17 protein-coding genes are annotated in these 18756 nt (G+C 61.1%); 5 read left to right on the forward strand and 12 right to left on the reverse strand.

All coding sequences use genetic code 11. From position 1 onward, the window contains the following. Positions 1 to 985, reverse strand: a 985-nt coding sequence (locus tag ACZ9XP_RS17090) for a Re/Si-specific NAD(P)(+) transhydrogenase subunit alpha (RefSeq protein WP_465188855.1), incomplete at its 3' end; no start/stop codon positions are given. A gap of 553 nt (positions 986 to 1538) precedes the next feature. Here ACZ9XP_RS17090 and ugpQ point away from each other — a divergent pair. Then, complete coding sequence (gene ugpQ, locus ACZ9XP_RS17095; protein ID WP_465188856.1) at positions 1539 to 2273, forward strand: glycerophosphodiester phosphodiesterase; 735 nt, start codon at positions 1539 to 1541, stop codon at positions 2271 to 2273. 7 nt (positions 2274 to 2280) lie between these two features. Here ugpQ and ACZ9XP_RS17100 read toward each other — a convergent pair whose 3' ends face one another. The 7 genes from ACZ9XP_RS17100 to rpmH form a co-directional block, all read right to left on the reverse strand. Then, positions 2281 to 3102, reverse strand: coding sequence for a transporter substrate-binding domain-containing protein (locus tag ACZ9XP_RS17100; protein ID WP_147683489.1), 822 nt, complete (start codon positions 3100 to 3102; stop codon positions 2281 to 2283). Further along, entirely contained in the window at positions 3099 to 3881 is a 783-nt protein-coding gene (locus tag ACZ9XP_RS17105; protein ID WP_170253562.1) for a transporter substrate-binding domain-containing protein, read from the reverse strand. Before ACZ9XP_RS17105 ends, ACZ9XP_RS17100 begins: the two co-directional genes overlap by 4 nt. 172 nt (positions 3882 to 4053) lie before the next feature. Beyond that, positions 4054 to 5406, reverse strand: a complete 1353-nt coding sequence (gene mnmE, locus ACZ9XP_RS17110; RefSeq protein WP_465188857.1) for a tRNA uridine-5-carboxymethylaminomethyl(34) synthesis GTPase MnmE — start codon at positions 5404 to 5406, stop codon at positions 4054 to 4056. Positions 5407 to 5608: 202 nt separating this feature from the next. Further along, complete coding sequence (gene yidC / locus ACZ9XP_RS17115; protein ID WP_465188858.1) at positions 5609 to 7252, reverse strand: membrane protein insertase YidC; 1644 nt, start codon at positions 7250 to 7252, stop codon at positions 5609 to 5611. A gap of 17 nt (positions 7253 to 7269) precedes the next feature. Further along, on the reverse strand, positions 7270 to 7479 hold the full coding sequence (yidD, locus tag ACZ9XP_RS17120; RefSeq protein ID WP_081600700.1) for a membrane protein insertion efficiency factor YidD: 210 nt from the start codon (positions 7477 to 7479) through the stop codon (positions 7270 to 7272). Continuing rightward, the gene (gene rnpA, locus ACZ9XP_RS17125) at positions 7464 to 7817 is read right to left on the reverse strand and encodes a ribonuclease P protein component (RefSeq protein ID WP_081600701.1); all 354 of its coding nucleotides are present in this window, start codon (positions 7815 to 7817) and stop codon (positions 7464 to 7466) included. Before rnpA ends, yidD begins: the two co-directional genes overlap by 16 nt. Positions 7818 to 7821: 4 nt before the next feature. Continuing rightward, the gene (gene rpmH, locus ACZ9XP_RS17130) at positions 7822 to 7956 is read right to left on the reverse strand and encodes a 50S ribosomal protein L34 (protein WP_008955801.1); all 135 of its coding nucleotides are present in this window, start codon (positions 7954 to 7956) and stop codon (positions 7822 to 7824) included. A gap of 401 nt (positions 7957 to 8357) precedes the next feature. Between rpmH and dnaA the strand changes: the two genes are divergently transcribed. From dnaA to gyrB, 3 genes are all read left to right on the forward strand, one after another. Beyond that, entirely contained in the window at positions 8358 to 9812 is a 1455-nt protein-coding gene (dnaA, locus tag ACZ9XP_RS17135; protein WP_147683480.1) for a chromosomal replication initiator protein DnaA, read from the forward strand. A gap of 38 nt (positions 9813 to 9850) precedes the next feature. Further along, complete coding sequence (gene dnaN / locus ACZ9XP_RS17140; RefSeq protein ID WP_017510175.1) at positions 9851 to 10957, forward strand: DNA polymerase III subunit beta; 1107 nt, start codon at positions 9851 to 9853, stop codon at positions 10955 to 10957. A gap of 109 nt (positions 10958 to 11066) precedes the next feature. Further along, on the forward strand, positions 11067 to 13457 hold the full coding sequence (gyrB, locus tag ACZ9XP_RS17145; protein ID WP_465188859.1) for a DNA topoisomerase (ATP-hydrolyzing) subunit B: 2391 nt from the start codon (positions 11067 to 11069) through the stop codon (positions 13455 to 13457). Positions 13458 to 13669: 212 nt separating this feature from the next. Here the strand turns inward: gyrB and ACZ9XP_RS17150 are convergent, their stop codons facing one another. The 3 genes from ACZ9XP_RS17150 to ACZ9XP_RS17160 form a co-directional block, all read right to left on the reverse strand. Further along, positions 13670 to 14473 (reverse strand): HNH endonuclease, encoded by an 804-nt coding sequence (locus ACZ9XP_RS17150; RefSeq protein WP_465188860.1) that lies wholly within the window; start codon positions 14471 to 14473, stop codon positions 13670 to 13672. Beyond that, entirely contained in the window at positions 14466 to 15797 is a 1332-nt protein-coding gene (locus ACZ9XP_RS17155; RefSeq protein WP_465188861.1) for a DUF3427 domain-containing protein, read from the reverse strand. Before ACZ9XP_RS17155 ends, ACZ9XP_RS17150 begins: the two co-directional genes overlap by 8 nt. 179 nt (positions 15798 to 15976) lie before the next feature. Further along, positions 15977 to 16585 carry a LysE family translocator gene (locus ACZ9XP_RS17160; RefSeq protein WP_465188862.1) on the reverse strand — a complete coding sequence of 203 codons (609 nt, stop codon included), beginning with the start codon at positions 16583 to 16585 and terminating at the stop codon, positions 15977 to 15979. Between the two features lie 174 nt (positions 16586 to 16759). Here ACZ9XP_RS17160 and ACZ9XP_RS17165 point away from each other — a divergent pair, with 174 nt between their 5' ends. Then, positions 16760 to 17233 (forward strand): Lrp/AsnC family transcriptional regulator, encoded by a 474-nt coding sequence (locus tag ACZ9XP_RS17165; RefSeq protein WP_438697542.1) that lies wholly within the window; start codon positions 16760 to 16762, stop codon positions 17231 to 17233. Positions 17234 to 17654: 421 nt separating this feature from the next. Here ACZ9XP_RS17165 and ACZ9XP_RS17170 read toward each other — a convergent pair whose 3' ends face one another. Continuing rightward, positions 17655 to 18746: an extracellular solute-binding protein gene (locus tag ACZ9XP_RS17170; RefSeq protein ID WP_465188863.1), complete on the reverse strand. Its 1092-nt coding sequence runs from the start codon at positions 18744 to 18746 to the stop codon at positions 17655 to 17657. Between the last annotated feature and the right edge of the window lie 10 nt (positions 18747 to 18756).

The following is an 18756-nucleotide window of genomic DNA, read 5'->3' on the forward strand; positions in this document are numbered from 1 at the left end:
GGCTGGAGGCATCGGCCGCCAGCTGGCCCGGCAGGTTGTACAGGCCCACCACGCTCACGCCGTTATCGGTGCGATGCACCTCGCCCGGTACGGTCAGCTCACAGTTGCCACCGGCTTCGGCGGCAATATCGATAATCACGCTACCCGGTTTCATGGCGGCCACGATCTCGCGGCTGATCAGCGTCGGCGCCTTCTTGCCCGGAATCAGCGCCGTGGTGATGATGATGTCGGCCTGGCGCGCGTGCTTGGCCACCAGCTCGGCCTGACGACGCTTGTAGTCGTCCGACATTTCCTTGGCGTACACACCGTCGTTGGCTTTCTTCTCTTCCTCGCTCATCGGTACTTCGATGAACTTGCCGCCCAGGCTTTCCACCTGCTCTTTGGTAGACGGGCGCACGTCGGTCGCCTCTACCACCGCCCCCAGGCGCTTGGCAGTAGCAATCGCCTGCAAACCGGCCACCCCCACCCCCATGATCAGCACACGGGCCGGTTTCACGGTACCGGCGGCGGTCATCAGCATGGGCATGAAGCGCGGGTAGTACTGCGTGGCCAGCAACACGGCACGGTAGCCGGCAATGTTGTTCTGGCTGGACAGCACGTCCATGCTCTGCGCCCGCGTGGTGCGCGGCAGCAGCTCCATGGCAAAGGCCGACACCTTGCGCGCAGCCAGCTGCGGGAAGGTGGTGTTCTGGAACGGGGCCAGCTGGCCAATCAGCACGGCGCCTTCTTTCAGCTCGGCAATGGCGTCTTCCGGCAGCGGGCGCACGGTCAGCACAATGTCGCCCTGCGCCAGCACTGCCGCACGCGATGCGGCCAAGGTGGCACCGGCTTCGGCATACGCCGCATCCGGCACCGCCGCCATCGTGCCCGCCCCCGCCTCTACCACCACGGCATGGCCCATGGCGACGAGCTTTTTAACCGTTTCCGGTGTCGCGGCCACGCGGCTTTCACCTGCCAGCCTTTCGGCTGGAATAGCGATTTGCATGGTCTTCCTTTCTGCAAATAGATGAATGACAAATAAAAAATCTAAAGATAGCGAACGCCCGTGCGAGGCCTGATTTCGAACGAGCGTTTGAATTATTACTACATCACGACTTTTGATTTAGCGCAATGCTTTTACAAAAAAGCGACATGCCAAACGGTAACCAACCCTGTCAGCAGGGCAACTCAGCGGCCATGCATACTGTCCAACAAGCTATTAATCAAATGATTTCAAAACAGTTTTTCCAAAAATTTACATAGCTACCGGCAAGCTGTCGTGTTTTCTGTACGTTGTGGTGCTGCGACATGCAGCCAGCTGTGGCGGAACGCCCACGCCCATAACAGCCAGCCACCTCATGCCGCAGGGATATTGCAATGCAACATCAGCATTACAGTAGACCTTTTTGTCTAACACTTTGTAAAGAAGGGTTTACGCTTAAGGGGTAATCCCTGTGGCAAATGCCGCTAAATGCTTACCGTAGCAGGCAATTTCTGCAGAATGACGACAGTTTTGTAACGCACCCCGTTACGCTTTTTTCATGAAACGGAGCAAAAGCATGCATTGGCCATACCCACTAGGCTTTGCCCACCGGCTGGGGGGCGCACTGGCGCCGGAAAACACGCTGGCAGGGCTGCTGCTGGCCCACAGGCTGGGCGTGAACGGGGTGGAGTGTGATGTACAGCTGAGCGCAGATGGCAAGGCGGTGATCGTGCACGACCACGCCCTGGAGCGCACCACCACCGGCAACGGCGACGTGGCCGGTCAAACCATCGCCCAGCTGCAAACGCTGGATGCCGGGCGCTATCACCACCTGGCATTTGCCGGTGAACCACTGCCCACGCTGGCGGCACTGGCCAGCAAAAGCCGCAAGCTGGGCATGGCGGTGAACCTGGAGCTGAAGCCCGCGCGAGAGCCGGCCGCCATGGCCCGCGTGTGTGTGGCGGAAATCCAGGCGCTCTGGCAAGGCGCGGCGCTACCGCCGCTGCTGTCATCGTTTGATACCGCCGCGCTGGCTAGCGCACAGTTGGCCGCACCGCAGCTGCCACGCGCACTGCTACTGGACACCCTGTCGGAAGACAGCGTGGCACAGGCCCGTGCCCTGGGCTGCTGTGCCGTGCACGTGCACTACCGCGCCCTGGACGAAGCCAGCGTGCAGGCCCTGCACCAAGCCGGGCTGGCGGTGATGGCCTGGACGGTAAACCAGCTGGAAGACATGCAAAGGCTGCGGCACTGGGGGGTAAACATGCTGTGTACCGACCGGCCAGACCGGCTGGACCCCAGCTGGCTATAAGCGGCCGCTATGGCCGCAAGACAGCCGCGTCATAGCCGCAGCCTGGGGTGCGAGCGTCTGGCATGGCCTGCTCGCAGCGCTGGTTGTGCGGCATCTGCCGGCTTGGGTCCAGCTGGCCCGTGGCGCGCATACGGGTAATCGCCATGGCCACCTGCGCGCGGTACGGCCCCCAGGGCGACAAGCGGGACAAGGCAATAAAGCCACCGTAGGCTTTGGCCTGTAGCGGCATCTGGCGCACGCGCTGCGCCAGCGACTCGGCCACCAGCACGCTGCGCCCGTGCAGCACGGGCGCAATCACCACATCCACCCGCCCTGCCACCAGCTTGCGCATGGACTCTGCCGTGTGCAGCGCCACGTCTTTCTGTAGAGAGGTATCGGCGTCGAAGCGGGCAAAATAGCGCCGGTCGTGGGTTACCCCTATGCGCAAACCGGCCAGGTCTTCGTAACGGGCGAGCGGGCGGCGATCTTGGCTGCGCATGAAAAAGGCAATGCGCGAATCCTCGTCCAGCCCTGGCGGGATAAAGTCGAGATACGCCACGCGCTCCGGCGTGGCCGCCAGGCCCAGCGCCACGTCGGCCTCGCCCAGCTGCAGTAGCTGCAGGCAGCGGCTAAGCGAGCACGGGATAAAACGCGGCGTGGCACCCAGCTGTGCGGCTAGCTGGCGCAGTATGCGTGCATAGGGGCCCTGCGCTTCACCATGAGCATCGATGGTTTTCCAGGGCGGCATCACGCTGAACGCAATATTCAGCACGGCGGGCTGCGCCCCCAGCACCGGGGTAGCACAGCCTGCGGCCAACATCATGGCCAGCAAAGCACGGCGCAGGCTCAAGGCTGCGGCCTTATGGCCATATCGGCATCGGCCTTGGCCAGCAAACGGCGAACGGTACCGTCTTTCACCATGCCAGCCAGTTGCTGCGACAGCACACCCGACAGCTGTTGCGCCACCACCGACCTGCGCGAAATGGCAATACGCCTGGGCTCGCCAAACTCGAACGACACCTGCGCCTGGCGATACAGCCCGCGATAGCGCGATTCACGCAGCTCGCCCTGCGCCTGCAAGCCATTGATCAGCAGCACATCAAAACGCTTGGCCAATAACTTGCGCAGCGCCATGCCAACCGTCGGCGCCGCATCGCGGCGGAAACGGCTATCGGCGTCAAACTGCGGAAAATAATGCACCCCCTCCACGACCCCCACCCGCAATGGCAGCAAATCCTCATAACGCCGCAGCACCCGCACATCATTACTACGCTGCAACACAATGGTACGGCTGCTGGGCGCAAACGGCGGGTCGATAAACTGCAGGTAGGCATCGCGATCGGGGCCGCCTTTCACGCCGATGGTGATATCAGCGCTGCCGGTTTCCATCATGGCCAGCACACGCTTGAGCGGCACCTGCTCGATTTCCAGCACCAGCTGGCTGCGGCGTGCCAGCTCGCGAATGATATCCACGTAGGCCCCGGCCGGGCGGCCGTGGGCATCACGTACTTTGTAAGGCTCTGCAGTATTAAAGGCGAAGACCAGGCGCTGGGCCTGGGCATGGGCAGCCAGGCACGCCATCAGCCACAATGGCATACCGAACCGCAGCATCAGGCGCAATCGCGACATGCTAGCGAGACTCATACCGATAACCGGCACGGCAGACAAATGAGGGTTTTAGCATGACGTGCCAATAGTATGGTTTTAAAAATCTGCTGCTGGTTTTATACCATTACATTTTAGCAATAATTGCCACCCTGCCAATGCAGGTATGATGCCCCCGCCAGACGGGGGCGCCGGCTTACTTGCCGATGCAGAAGCGGCTGAAGATCACCCCCAGCAGGTCATCCGGTGTGAACTTGCCGGTAATTTCCGACAGGCTGTTCTGCGCCATGCGCAGCTCTTCGGCAAAGATTTCCACCATCTGCCAGTCGGCCTCGGCCAGGCCCAGGTGGTCGGCAGCACGGGCGATGGCGTCCAGGTGGCGTTCGCGCGCCAGGAACACGCCTTCGCTGTCGCCGCTGTAGCCGATCATCTCCAGCAGCAGCGCGCGCAGGTCGTCCACACCGGCGTGGGTACGCGCCGACAGGTGTACCACCGGGTGGCCGTCTTGCTCGCTGCGGCCAACCTGGCCACCAGACAGGTCGACCTTGTTGAACACGTGCACGCGCGGCAGGCGCGCTGGCAGCTTGGCCAGAATGGCGTGTACCTCGGGCACCAGGCCATCGCGGCTATCGGCCAGCACCAGCGCCACGTCGGCGCGCTCCACCGCCTGCCAGGTGCGCTCGATGCCGATTTTCTCCACCACATCGTTGGTATCGCGCAGGCCGGCGGTATCGATGATGTGCACCGGCACGCCGTCGATCACGATTTCCTCGCGCACGGTGTCGCGCGTGGTGCCGGCAATATCGGTGACGATGGCGATGTCGTCGCCGGCCAGCGCGTTCATCAGGCTGGATTTCCCCACATTGGGCTGGCCCACCAGCACCACGTGCATGCCTTCCCGCAGCAGCGCACCCTGTTTGGCGGTGGCCTGCACTTTTTGCAGTTGGCCGCGCAGGCGGCGCAGGCGCCCTACCGCGTCGGCTTTCTCCAGAAAGTCGATATCTTCTTCGGGGAAGTCCAGCGTGGCTTCTACCAGCATGCGCAGGTTGATCAGCTCGTCCACCAGGGTGTGAATCTCGTGCGAGAACGCGCCCTTCAGCGATTTCAGCGCACTCTTGGCCGCGCTTTCGCTGGCGGCGTCGATCAGGTCGGCCACGCTTTCGGCTTGCGCCAGGTCCAGCTTGTCGTTCAGGAAGGCGCGCTTGGTGAACTCGCCCGGCTCGGCCAGGCGGGCGCCCAGCTGCACGCAGCGGCTCACCAGCATCTTCATCACCACCGGGCCGCCGTGGCCCTGCAGCTCGATCACGTCTTCGCCGGTAAAACTGTTGGGGCCGGGGAAGTACAGCAGCAGGCCGTTGTCGATAGCGCTGCCATCGGCATCGTAAAAATCGGTATAGGTGGCGTAGCGCGGGCGCGGCGTTTTGCCGCCGCTGATGGCCTGGGCAAAGGGCAGCAAGTCGCGGCCGGAGACGCGCACCACCCCCACGCCGCCGCGGCCGGGGGCGGTGGCAATGGCGCAGATGGTGCTGGGGGTGTAGCTGAAGCTCATGGGATTTCCTTCGATTCTGGAGCCACGAAAACCACGAAAAGACACCAAAAAATAGCCAGTCAGGCAGCCCCTGGCAGACGGCTTACGTGTTCTTTCGTGGGGTTCGTGGCAATAAGCATATTAGTCCGGTTGGTAGCGCAGGCAGCAAAAAGCCCGGCCAAAAGGCCGGGCTGTGATTCTACCGTACAAGGTTGGCCGCAAATCAGGACTGCAGGGCCGCCTTGCGGGCTTTTTCGATACTCTGGTTCACGTACCACTGCTGCGCGATGGACAGCAGGTTGTTCACTACCCAGTACAGCACCAGGCCAGCCGGGAAGAAGAAGAACATCACCGAGAAGGCAATCGGCATGATCTTCATCATCTTGGCCTGCATCGGGTCGGCCGGTGGCGGGTTCAGGAAGGTCTGGGCAAACATGGTAATGGCCATGATCAGCGGCAGCGCGTAGAACGGGTCCGGGCGCGCCAGATCGTGGATGTACAGCCATTCAGCCTGGCGCAGCTCTACCGACGCCAGCAGCGCCCAGTACAAGCCGATGAACACCGGAATCTGCACCAGCATAGGCAGGCAGCCACCCAGCGGGTTCACTTTCTCGGTCTTGTACATTTCCATCACGGCTTGCTGGAACTTCATGCGGTCGTCGCCGTACTGCTGCTTCAGGTTTTCCAGACGCGGTGCCAGCACCTTCATCTTGGCCATGGAGCGGTAGGAGGCGGCGGTCAGCGGGTAGAACACGGCCTTCACGGTGAGGGTGAGCAGCACGATCGCCCAGCCCCAGTTGTTCACCAGTGCGTGCAGCTTGGTCAGCAGCCAGAATAGCGGCGAGGCAAAGATATGCACCATGCCGTAGTCTTTGGCCAGGTCCAGGCCTTCGGCCACTTTGGTCACCGTGTTGTATTCCAGCGGGCCAGCATACAGCGGCACGGTCAGCGAGGTGCTTTGGCCGGCGGCAACGGTCGGTACGGTCACCAGGGCGGCAGCCGAGTAGGCACCGTTTTTAGGCTCCAGCAGGAACTGGCAGCTTTGTGCATTGGCGCAGACCGGCTTGCCTTCCAGCGGTTTCAGGATCCAGGCGCTACCAAAGTAGTGCTGCACCATGCCTACCCAGCCGTTGTCGGCGTTCTTGGCGTATTCGCCCTTGCCTTTGTCCAGGTCTTCAAACTTCACCTTCTGGAACTTGGCGTCGTGGGTGTACACCGCCGGGCCGGTAAAGGTTTGCGCCATGCGGCTTTCGCCTTCCGGTGTCTGGCCATCACGCAGCAGGCGGAAGTAAGCAGTAGTGGACAGCGGGGTGGTGCCACCGTTGACGATGTCGTAACGCACGTCGATCAGGTAGCTGCCCTTCTTGAAGGTGTACACCTTGCTGACCTGTACACCGTTGGCCGCAGGGGCGGTCAGCTTCACTTCTACCTTGTCGCCCGCCAGCTGGTACTCGGCTTTTTCGGCCGCAAACACGGTTTTGTGGGTAGGCAGGGCAGCGTTGCCGGCGGCGATCAGGCCGGTTTGTGCCACGTACAGGCGCTCACCTTTATCGGTGAACAGCTCGAAGCGTTTGGAAGCATCTACCGCGCCATCGTGCTTCAGCAGCTGCAGGCTGCGCAGGTCGCCACCATTGGTGTCGATCTCGGCGCGCAGCACGTCGGTATTCACTACCACGCGCTGGCCTTTGGCCGGTTTGGCGGTATCGGCTAGCTGGGCTGCCGGTACATCGGAATGGGGGGCTGCGGTGGCGGCAGCTTGTTGCTGCACGGCAGGCTTGGCGGGCGGCTTCGGCGCAAAGTATTCCTGCCACAACAGCAGGATGCCGAAAGACAGCACGATAAAGATGATCAGTCGTTTGGAGTCCATCTCTCTTACCGGAAAGGTCAGGGAACCGGGTCATAACCGCTGCCGCCCCAAGGGTGGCAACGGCATATCCGTCGTGTCGCTAGCAGGCCGCCCTTGATGGCGCCGTGCTTTCTTAATGCTTCGATAGCGTAAGCCGAGCAGGTAGGCTGATACCGGCAGCGCGGCGGCAGCCAGGGGCTGATCGCCAGCTGGTAGAAACGTACCAGAAGTATCAAGAATTTCGACATCGGGCTAGTTTAGCAAAGAGCGCAGCCAAAGCTGTGATTGCTTCGTGGTATTCGTCGCGGTAATACGCCTGCCGGGAGCGGACAACAAAATCCATCGGTGGCAAGGCATGCTTGTTCAGGCGAAACCACTCGCGCACGGTGCGCTTGATGTAGTTACGGCGATTAGCACGCTTGGCCACCTTCTTGCCTACCACCAGGCCCAGACGCGCATGCGTCAGGCCGTTGGGCCGAGCATACACCTGGAACAGGTTATTACTGCGCGCGTTCCGCAAATGAAAAACGGATGAGAACTCATCCGTTTTTAAAAGCCGGTGCGCACGGCGAAATGTGTTGTCCAAGCGATTAAACGGCCAGACGCTTGCGACCTTTAGCGCGACGGGCGGCCAGAACGGCACGACCACCACGGGTCTTGGAGCGAACGAGGAAGCCGTGAGTACGCTTGCGGCGGGTAGTAGAAGGCTGGTAAGTACGTTTCATGATGAAGTTTTCCTGTTTCGAAACGGAAATAAACGCGTGATTACACAGATAAATCCATGTTTTGTCAACCATTGCCGCCCAGAAGCCCGCCAACAGCCTGCGGGCAGCACGCTAAAGCACACATTATAGAGACACTACACCCTACCCATGGTGGGCAAAACGCTGTACAAATTTTTTGCAGCGCTGTGGATAACTTTGCGCAAAAGCCGTAGAATAGCCAGCTGAAAACCTGCCTGCCGCCGTGCCCAATAAAAGCGAATCTCCAGCACGGCTACCCTTATACAGGCAAGGCTAGCCAGCCCAACCCAACAATGACTGCCGGTGCCGCTTGCCGTCAGCCACTCCCGCCGCCCCCTGACCAGCTGTCCGTTTGCGGCGGGATTTTGTTTTTAATGACTTTGATGACTGAACCGGAACACTTCTGGGCCACGTGCCTGACGCGTCTGGAGGAAGAACTTTCCTCGCAGCAATTCAATACCTGGATCCGCCCTCTGGCCGCCGAGCCGACAGAGGAGGCACTGGTATTGTACGCACCCAACCGTTTCATCCTGCAGTTCATCAAAGACCGCTTCCTGGCGCGTATTGAAGAGCTGGCCATCGAGCTGCTGGGCGAAACACCGGTAGAGCTGCGCATTGGCGCGCCCGCCGGCGCCACCCCGGCCCCGGTTACGCCGCCCAAAGCCACCCCGCGTGGCCAGGGCAATGGCAGCGCACCTGCGGCCAACCCCGCCGCCGCCAGCGACAGCAAAACCGACAGCCGCCCGGCCAGCAACCCCAGCGTCGCCGCCAGCCCCAAGCAAACCGCACTGAAAGCCATTGGCGGTGGCCACGAAAGTACCCGCCTGAACCCGGCGTTTACCTTTGATACCCTGGTTACCGGTAAAGGCAACCAGCTGGCGCGCGCCGCTGCGCTGCAAATTGCCGAAAACCCGGGCGACCCGGCCTACAACCCGCTGTTTGTGTACGGTGGCGTGGGCCTGGGTAAGACCCACTTGATACAAGCCATCGGCAACCACGTTTACCAGAAAAACCCGCAGGCCAAGATTCGTTACATCCACGCCGAACGCTACGTCGCCGACATCATGCGCGCCTACCAGCACAAGGCCTTTGACGAGTTCAAGCGCTACTACCACAGCCTGGACCTGCTGCTGATCGACGACATCCAGTTTTTTGCCGGCAAAAACCGCACGCAGGAAGAATTCTTCTACGCCTTTAACGCGCTGATCGAGGGCGGCAAGCAGGTGATCATGACCTGCGACAGCTACCCCAAGCAGATAGAAGGCATGGAAGAGCGCCTGATTTCGCGCTTTAGCTGGGGCCTGACCGTAGAGATCCAGCCGCCGGAGCTGGAAATGCGCGTGGCCATTCTGATGAAAAAGGCCGAAGCCGATAACACCAAGCTGGACCACAACGTGGCCTTCTTCATTGCCCAGAACGTGCGCAGCAACGTGCGCGAGCTGGAAGGCGCACTGAAGCGCGTGGTGGCCTACGCCCGCTTTACCAGCCAGCCCATTACCATGGAGCTGGTGAAAGAAGCGCTGAAAGACATCCTGGCCGCCGGCAACCGCCAGATCACCGTGGACGCCATCCAGAAAACGGTGGCCGAGTACTACAAGATCAAGCTGTCCGACATGCACAGCAAAAAGCGCAGCCGCGACATCGCCCGGCCGCGCCAGGTCGCTATGGCGCTAGCCAAAGAGCTGACCTCGCTGAGCCTGCCGAACATCGGCGACGCCTTTGGCGGCCGCGACCACACCACCGTGCTGCACGCCTGCAAAACCATTGCAGAAATGCGCGGTAGTGACGCGGACATCGCCCACGATTACGATACGCTGCTATCCATGCTGCGTAACTGAACCTTTTCATAACGACCTGTAACCCCGGGAGTCCGCACATGCTGATTCTGCAAGCCGAACGCGATGCACTGCTCAAACCCCTGCTGGCTGTCACCGGCATCGTAGAGCGTCGCCACACCCTGCCTATCCTCTCCAACGTACTGATCGAGAAAAAGGCAGACGCGGTAAGCTTTCTGGCCACCGACCTGGAAATCCAGATCACCACGGCCAGCCCCGACGACATCGCCGGCGAAGCCTTCCGCCTGACCACCTCGGCCAAAAAGCTGCAGGACATCCTGCGCGCGATCCCCGACAAGACCACCGTTACGCTGGAACAGCAAGACGGCCGCCTGATGCTGAAAGCCGGCAAAAGCCGCTTTAACCTGCAAACCCTGCCGGCGGACGACTTTCCGCTGCTGTCGGCCGCCAGCGCCGCCGAAGCCAGCTTCAGCCTGGCCCAGCGCGACCTGAAGCGCCTGATCGCCCAGGTACAGTACGCCATGGCCGTGCAGGACATTCGCTACTACCTGAACGGCCTGCTGCTGCAAACCGAAGGCAACCAGGTGCGCCTGATCGCCACCGACGGCCACCGCCTGGCCTTTGCCAGCGCCGAGATTGCGGCCAACCTGGCCAAGAGCGAAGTGATCCTGCCGCGCAAAACCATCGTCGAGCTGTACAAGCTGCTGCAGGATAGCGACGAGCAGATCAACGTAGAGCTGCTGTCCAACCAGGTGCGCTTCAGCTTTGGCAGCACCGTGATCATCAGCAAAATCGTGGACGGCAAGTTCCCCGACTACAACCGCGTGATCCCGCTGGACAACAACAACATCTTCCTGCTGGAACGCGTGACCTTCCTGCAGGCCCTGCAACGCGCAGCCATCCTGGCCAACGAGAAATTCCGCGGCGTACGGCTGGTACTGCGCCCGGGCACCATGTCCATCCTGTGCACCAACAGCGAGCAGGAAGAAGCCGAAGAAGAGCTGGAAATCGCCTACCAGGGCGCCGAGCTGGAAATCGGCTTCAACATCAACTACCTGCTGGACGTGCTGACCAACCTGCCGGCTGAAACCGTGCAGCTCGCCTTTGGCGACGCCGTACGCGCCGTGCTGGTGACCATCCCGGACAACGCAACCTTCAAATATGTCGTGATGCCAATGCGCATCTGACACCCGCCAGCCCTGCCCCGTGCAGGGCCAGCGGCGGCGGCCACCAGCCTAAGGTTGGCCGCCAGCATGGGGGCAGCTGCCCCGAACGAACAGAAACAAGAGTGGGTTTATGAGCGAACAGGAATACGGCGCGGACAGCATCAAGGTACTAAAAGGTCTGGACGCAGTGCGCAAGCGCCCCGGCATGTACATTGGCGACACGCAGGACGGCACCGGCCTGCACCACATGGTGTTCGAAGTACTGGACAACGCCATTGACGAGGCGCTGGCCGGCCACGCCGACACCATCAAAGTCACCATCCACCCGGATCAATCCATCTCGGTGGAAGACAACGGCCGCGGTATCCCTACCGACATACACCCGGAAGAAGGCCGCTCGGCAGCCGAGGTCATCATGACCATCCTGCACGCCGGCGGTAAGTTCGACAGCAACAGCTACAAGATCTCCGGCGGCCTGCACGGCGTGGGCGTATCGGTAGTGAACGCGCTGTCCGACTGGCTCAAGCTCAAAATCTGGCGTAACGGCCAGGTGCACGAAATGGAATTCCGCCGTGGCGAAGCCGTGGCCCCGCTGACCATGACCGGGCACACCACCCACCGTGGTACCGAAGTGACCTTCCGCGCCAGCGAAGAAACCTTCGGCCACGTAGAGTTCCACTTCGACATCCTGGCCAAGCGCATCCGCGAACTGTCGTTCCTGAACGACGGCGTGGCCATTACCCTGATCGACAAACGTAACGGCAAAGAAGAAAACTTTGCCTTTAGCGGCGGCGTAGCCGGCTTCGTGCAGTACATGAACCGCAACAAAAACGCCCTGCACCCCAAAGTGTTTTACGGCATTGGCGAAAAAGACGGCATGACCGTAGAAGTGGCCATGCAGTGGAACGACAGCTACCAGGAAAACGTGCAGTGCTTCACCAACAACATCCCGCAGCGCGACGGTGGTAGCCACCTTACCGCCCTGCGCCAGGTGATGACCCGCACCCTGAACGGCTACATCGAACAAAGCGAAGTGGCCAAAAAAGCCAAGGTCGACACCACCGGCGACGACATGCGCGAAGGCCTGACCTGCGTGCTGTCCGTAAAGCTGCCCGACCCCAAATTCAGCAGCCAGACCAAAGACAAACTGGTCTCCAGCGAAATCGGCCCCGTGGTAAACGAAGTCATCAGCGAAGCCCTGAAAAACTTCCTGATGGAAAACCCCAACGAAGCCAAAATCATTACCGGCAAGATCGTAGAAGCCGCCCGCGCCCGCGAAGCCGCCCGCAAAGCCCGCGAAATCACCCGCCGCAAAGGCGTGATGGACGGCCTGGGCCTGCCCGGCAAGCTGGCCGACTGCCAGGAAAAAGACCCGGCCATGTCCGAGCTTTACCTGGTCGAGGGTGACTCCGCCGGCGGCTCCGCCAAGCAAGGCCGCGACCGCAAGTTCCAGGCCATCCTGCCGCTAAAAGGCAAGATCCTGAACGTGGAGCGCGCCCGCTTCGACAAAATGCTGCAAAGCCAGGAAGTAGCCACCCTGATTACCGCGCTGGGCTGCGGCATTGGCAAAGACGAATACAACCCGGACAAGCTGCGCTACCACCGCATCATCATCATGACCGATGCCGACGTAGACGGCGCGCACATCCGCACCCTGCTGCTCACCTTCTTCTACCGCCAGACCCCCGAGCTGGTAGAGCGTGGCCACATCTACATCGCCCAGCCGCCGCTGTACAAAGCCAAGCACGGCAAGCAGGAACGCTACCTGAAAGACGATTTCGAGCTGAACCAGTACCTGCTGCAGCTGGCGCTGGACAAAGCCGAGCTCACCCCCGCCGCCGGCGAAGCCCCGCTCAGCGGCGACGCCCTGGGTGAAATCGCCCGCCAGTACCTGCAAGCCCGCGCCGCCATCGACCGCGAAAGCCGCGTAGTAGACCCGCTGGTACTGCACGCCCTGATGAAGGTTGGCCGCATCAGCCTGGATAGCGAAAGCGCCGCCGCCACCGCCGTACAGCGCCTGGCCGCCGTACTGCCCGCCGAGCTCATCAAGCTGGACGCCCTGCGCGACGAGAAAAACGACGCCTGGCTCATCAAGATCACCCGCATGCTGCACGGCAACGTGCTGGTCACCGTGCTGGACCAGGACTTTTTGGCCACCGCCGACTACGACGTACTGGCCAAAACCGGCGACATGCTGCACGGCCTGCTGCGCGACGGCGCCCAGGTAAAACGCGGCGAAACCGTGAAACCGGTAAGCGAATTTGGCGACGCGCTAGACTGGCTGCTGGGCGAAACCCGCAAGGGCCTGTCCATCCAGCGCTATAAAGGCCTGGGCGAAATGAACCCCGGCCAGCTGTGGGAAACCACCATGGACCCGACAGTACGCCGCCTGCTGAAAGTAAAAATCGAAGACGCCATGGCCGCCGACGACGTGTTTACCACCCTGATGGGCGACAACGTCGAACCACGCCGCGCGTTTATCGAGAGCAATGCGTTGATTGCGCGGAATATTGACGTGTAAAAATGTAGGATCCCACGAATATCTAGATTTTTCCCACTTTTCTAGATTTTTGGGATTCGGTTCGCTGTACTCAGCTTAGCAAATGGCCTCCAAGTTTGGAGGCCATTTTCATTTCAAAGCCTCCTATTCGCCTCAGGAATTTGATACTTTCATAGGCCCTTACATCACCAATCAAGACCATCCCGGTGCGTCAATTTAAATAGCAAAAAAATTTACGTCCCATCCAAGTTCGAAATTGCTAAAGCAGACTTAACGTCTTCGACACTGAGCCATGTACGCTTCGAGTGGACGATGCGATGGCAGTTAGAGCACAAGAGCACAAGGTCTGCCACATTTGTTTTCTCTCCCGGCAGCATTGTATGAACTGGCTTTGTGTGGTGAACATCAATGATATTGGTGCCAAGTACGCCATACTGCTTCGAAAAATCGAAACCACAAGCTGCACAGGCCAACCGGCCATACCGCTTCATCGCTTGAGCTTTTGCCTCAACCACAAGTCTCCTGTCTCGCTCCCTGTAGCGATGCATACGCGTAGCAACCTTGCCCTCTTCTGCTTCCTCAATACCGGGCTCATCAGGACCAGCTAAATCCACATTGGAAAGATCTTTTGAAATTCCCAGCCGAATGAATCGAGCAACTGCGACAAGCCTTACAGGATCACTAGCAAATTGAGCCCAAACACATTCTTCGTCTTGGTTACCTCTGGTCAGACCTTTCTTACCCTCTGCCACGTAATCAGGATCGAGTCGCCTAAAGTTCATCAGCTTCATATAAACGCCGTTCGTGTTCCGATAGCTAGTGTCTGTTCGCTGGAACAGTGCAGCACCAAGCTCGTTCAGCACCTTGGAAAGCTCTGTGACTTCTGGGGAATCTTTACCCGGCAGTGAGACCCGGTGACGCATGTAAAGGTCTAACGCGAGGATCAGCTCGTCTCTCGACCAGCTGGGATTGCGCCTGGCTTTTCTATCCACAATGACCGCCTGCATTGGCCGGGCTACCTCTACATTTTTAGACACTTCCCACCCTCGCCCTAAAACTCACCGCCTCTAGCTGACAGTGCTGCCCCACCGGCCCCGGCAGTTCAAAAAACTGCACGCTGTCGGCGTCTTCACTTAGCCCATACACGCGGTACAGCACGTAGGCGTCGGGGTGTTCGCTGGATACGTTTACCTCGTTGGCTGAGATGTAAAACGGCGTGTCGGCCGGGCCTTGGGTGGTTTTTACCTCGATGAATTTGGCACGGCCGTCTGGGTAAAACGACGCAATGTCGTAACCGGCGGCCGCGTTTTGCAGCGCCACATGCTTTACTTGCGCGGCCAAGTCGGCGTGTCCTTGTTGCTGTAGCTGGGCGATTTCGTATTGCAGTACCAGCCGTTCACCGCGCAGCCCTAGGTCGCGGTGGCGTTGGTCACGCGCGGCCCAGTCGATGTTGGCCGCAGCGTGCTTGGCTTTGCCGCGCTTGGGCGCAGGGTTGGCCGCAGGGGGGTCTACGCGCTGTAGTAACGGCGGCTGGGGCGTGGCGGGTGCGGCTTGGTACAGCGGGTTTAGGGCGGCACGATAGGGCAGCCCCATCTCGCTGAGCTGCTCGGGGGTGCGGTCCCAGTGCAGGATTTGCCATTCAAAGTGCACCGGGTTTTGTTTGCTGGGGTGGTGGTCGTGGTAGGCAAGCACGCCCATATAGGCGTATTGGTCGTGGCTGTTACCACGGACAAACAGATGAATATTGCTTTGTGCGGCGTCGTGCTGCTGCAGGCGCTGGATAGCGGGTGAGGCAAAGTCGTGGCGGCTTTGCGATTCCCAAATCAGGTAGCCGTCTGCGGTGATGGCGTCTTGGTAGGGGTTGCCTTCGGTGGGTGGCCCCAGCGTGACCAAAAACACGAACTGGCCGCTGTTTCTGGGCGTTTCTACTATGCCGGATATGCCCCATAGCCCCGCGCCAGGGGTAAAGCTACAACCCGGCTCAAACAGCTGCGAGATGTCTTGGCGGCTGTAGCGCTGGTAACGCTGCAGCACCAGCTTGGGCACGATCTGAAACCCCAAATTCTGCAAGATGGCAAAACACGGCGAGCCCAAGCCGCCAGCAAAGGCTTTGGGCGGCAGCGGCTGGCCCAGTAGCTGGCCTGCGGCCAACCCGAGTATAGCTTTGGGCGGGTAGCGCTGGGTGTCGTGCAGCAGGTCGTAGTCGGTAGAGTCGCTATAGCCATACTGCGCGGCGGTGCGGTAGCTAAAGCCTGCTAGCGCCGCCAGCACGTGCTGCTGGCTAAGCCCGGCTAGGTACTGACGCAGCTGATGAATACGGCCGCTGGGGCCGGTGGAAACCGCCGTGATTGCACTTGCCATATGCTTATTTCAATAGAATTTATGGCAGCTTATGGCATGGATTCTATGGATGCAATATGTATATCGATAAAGGTTGGCCGCAGCCAAGTGGGCCTAGTGCGCGGTAACACAGCGGCGCGGTACGGCCTAGTGCCCCACTGTTTAGCCGGGGCACTAAGCCTGCGGCCAACCCTTCATCGCTACGCCGCCAGCTTGCCGGCGGCCAGTAGCAGCAGGCTGCCGGCGCTGGCTTCGGCCAGGCGGCGTTTGGCGTCACTGATGCCGCCGCGGCGGGCCATGCTGGCGGCGCTGTAGCCTATCAGGCCGTATACCACGGCACAGCTGCCGATAAAGATGGCGGATAGCAGCAGCGCCTGCAGGGCCACGGCTTCGCCGGGCTGGATGAAGTTGGGCAGGATGGACAGGTAGATCAGCAGGCCTTTGGGGTTCAGCAGGCTGGTGACAAAGCCGCGGGCAAACTGCCGCTGCGTGGGGTTGCCGTTTAGCGCCAGCGCGCCGGGCTGCATGGCGGAGCGGAACATCTGCACCGCCAGGTACAGCAGGTAGGCCAGCCCGGCCCAGCGGATGGCGTGAAATAGCGGCGGCCAGGCGGTAATGAGCGCGGCAATGCCGAATGCGGCCAACAGCGCGTGCACGCAGTAGCCGGTAAGAATGCCGGCATTGGCACGGGTGGCGGCGGCGCGCCCGCCGGTCAGCCCCTGCGAGGCCACAAACAGGATGTCGGGCCCCGGGGTGCATACCAGCGGGAAAACAGTGAGGCCGAATAGCAGCAGGGTGTGGCTGGTCATGGTGTTTCTCCCTAGTGGTGCCTGCCGCCGCCAGCGCAGCAGCCGGGGGAAACGGCGGTGCCGCAGTGGGCGGGGCAGGCAGACACAGTGTAGGGAAAGGCGGCCAGAATAGGCTTGCGTAGTGCGCGGCATTTCTTGCCATAATGCAATCCGGTTTCACAAAACAGGCAGGTGTTGAAATTGGATGCCGTAAAACTGGATAAGCTCGACCGCCGCATTCTGCAGGCGCTGCAGCGCGATGGCCGCATACAAAACGCTACCCTGGCGCAGCAGGTGGGGCTGTCGCCGTCCAGCTGCCTGCGCCGCGTGCGCCAGCTGGAAGAGGCGGGAGTGATAAGCCGCTACGTGGCGGTGCTGGATGGCAGCAAGGTGGGCGCGGGGCTCACGCTGTTTGCGCGGGTATGGCTCAAGGCGCAAGACGCGGACACCACCAACCACTTTATCCAGGCGGTGCGCGATATGCCGCAGGTGGTGGAATGCCACGTGATGGCGGGCGAGTGCGACATGCTGCTGCGCATTGTCACTACCGATCTGGCGTCGTACCGGCAGTTTCACGCACATGAGCTCACGCGCATTGCCAGCGTGCAAAGCGTGAAAACCGAAGTACCGATGGAAACCGCCAAGCTCACCCACGCGCTGCCGCTGTAGGGTTGGCCGCGTCGCGCCCTCACCCCCGGCCCCTCTCCCGCAGGGCGAGGGGGGCACACCAGCGCGCTACACCTTGCCGGGTTGGCCGCATCGCTCAGGCGGCTGGCGCAAGCCTACCTACGGCTGCGTACCGGCATTGCGTTCTCTCGCAGGGCGAGAAGTGGCGGATGTCAACGATCTATGCGGGGTAAGGTTGGCCGCAGGGCGCCCTCACCCCCGGCCCCTCTCCCGCAGGGCGAGGGGGGCACACCAGCACGCTACACCTTGCCGGGTTGGCCGCAACACGCAGGCCGAAGGTTGGCCGCAGTGTAGCGCCCACCCAGCACGCTACCCACGGCTGCGCACCATCATTCCCCCCTCCCTCGGGGAGAGGGGTCAGGGGTGAGGGCTTGCGGCCAACATGGACCCGCCAGTAAACGGCCTAGCGCCCGCTGCGCAGCTGCTGCCAGATGCGGGTGTAGCCGTTGATGGTTTTGGGGTCGGGGGTGAGTGCGACAAAGCTGCCTTGCAAGTCGGCAGGCTGCGGGAAGATGGTGCGGTTGTTCACCAGCGCGGGCTGCATGTGCGGGCGGGCGGCCAGTACGGCGGTGGCGTAGGCCACGTGGTTGGCGTTGGCGGCGGCGGTTTTCGGGTCCAGCATGGCGTTGATGTAGGCGTGGGCGTTGTCTACGTTGGCCGCATCCCGCGGGATGGCCCACATGTCTACCCACAGGTCGGCGCCGGGGGCAAGCAGCGCCTGGATCTTGATGCCGTTGCGCGCTTCTTCGGCGCGCTGGCGCGCCAGGTTGAAGTCGCCGTTATAGCCCATGGCGACACACAGGTCGCCGCTGGCCATCTGGTTGTAGTAGCTGGAGCCGGAAAACAGCTTGTAATGCGGGCGCACGGCTTTGAGCTTGCTGGCCACGGTCTGGTAGTCGGCCAGCTTGTTGCTGTTGGGGTCCAGGCCAAAATAGTGCAGCGCTACCGGGAAAAACTCGCTGGGGGAATCCAGCACGCTGATGCCACAGCCTTGCAGCTTGGCGGTGTATTCGGGCTTGAAGATCAGGTCCCACGGGTTGGCTGGCAGCTTGCCGCCCAGCGCCTTGCTCACCTTGTCTACATTGATGCCCACGGTGTTAAAGCCCCAGTAGTTGGGCACGCCGTAGCGCTGGCCGGGGTCGAACTGCTCCACGATCTTGAGGATGGCCGGGTCCAGGTGCTTGAGGTTGGGCAGCTTTGTTTTATCCAGCGGCAAAAACAGCCCGCCGCGTATGCCCAGCGCCAGCGTGTTGTGCGAGGGCACCACCACGTCGTAGCCGCTTTTGCCGGTCATCAGTTTGGCGCGCAGGATCTCGTTGCTATCGAACACGTCGTAGCGCACCTTGATACCGGTGGCGCGGGTGAAGTTGGCGTTGGTGCTGTCGGCCACGTAGTCGGTCCAGTTGTACACGTTCACCACACCGGCGGCGTGGCTGGCCATACTGGCAGCCGCCAGCGCGATGGCGAGCAGCGGGCGGTAGATCAATGCAGTCATGCGGGGCTCC

It is taken from the genome of Vogesella perlucida (assembly GCF_979366545.1).

What these genes read in the sequence shown, in the direction of transcription:
- ugpQ (WP_465188856.1), top strand. Translation starts at nt 1,539, where the DNA reads ATGCATTGGCCATACCCACTAGGCTTTGCCCACCGGCTGGGGGGCGCA.
- ACZ9XP_RS17105 (WP_170253562.1), bottom strand. Translation starts at nt 3,881, where the DNA reads ATGTCGCGATTGCGCCTGATGCTGCGGTTCGGTATGCCATTGTGGCTG.
- mnmE (WP_465188857.1), bottom strand. Translation starts at nt 5,406, where the DNA reads ATGAGCTTCAGCTACACCCCCAGCACCATCTGCGCCATTGCCACCGCC.
- yidC (WP_465188858.1), bottom strand. Translation starts at nt 7,252, where the DNA reads ATGGACTCCAAACGACTGATCATCTTTATCGTGCTGTCTTTCGGCATC.
- yidD (WP_081600700.1), bottom strand. Translation starts at nt 7,479, where the DNA reads ATGTCGAAATTCTTGATACTTCTGGTACGTTTCTACCAGCTGGCGATC.
- rpmH (WP_008955801.1), bottom strand. Translation starts at nt 7,956, where the DNA reads ATGAAACGTACTTACCAGCCTTCTACTACCCGCCGCAAGCGTACTCAC.
- dnaA (WP_147683480.1), top strand. Translation starts at nt 8,358, where the DNA reads ATGACTGAACCGGAACACTTCTGGGCCACGTGCCTGACGCGTCTGGAG.
- dnaN (WP_017510175.1), top strand. Translation starts at nt 9,851, where the DNA reads ATGCTGATTCTGCAAGCCGAACGCGATGCACTGCTCAAACCCCTGCTG.
- gyrB (WP_465188859.1), top strand. Translation starts at nt 11,067, where the DNA reads ATGAGCGAACAGGAATACGGCGCGGACAGCATCAAGGTACTAAAAGGT.
- ACZ9XP_RS17155 (WP_465188861.1), bottom strand. Translation starts at nt 15,797, where the DNA reads ATGGCAAGTGCAATCACGGCGGTTTCCACCGGCCCCAGCGGCCGTATT.
- ACZ9XP_RS17160 (WP_465188862.1), bottom strand. Translation starts at nt 16,585, where the DNA reads ATGACCAGCCACACCCTGCTGCTATTCGGCCTCACTGTTTTCCCGCTG.
- ACZ9XP_RS17170 (WP_465188863.1), bottom strand. Translation starts at nt 18,746, where the DNA reads ATGACTGCATTGATCTACCGCCCGCTGCTCGCCATCGCGCTGGCGGCT.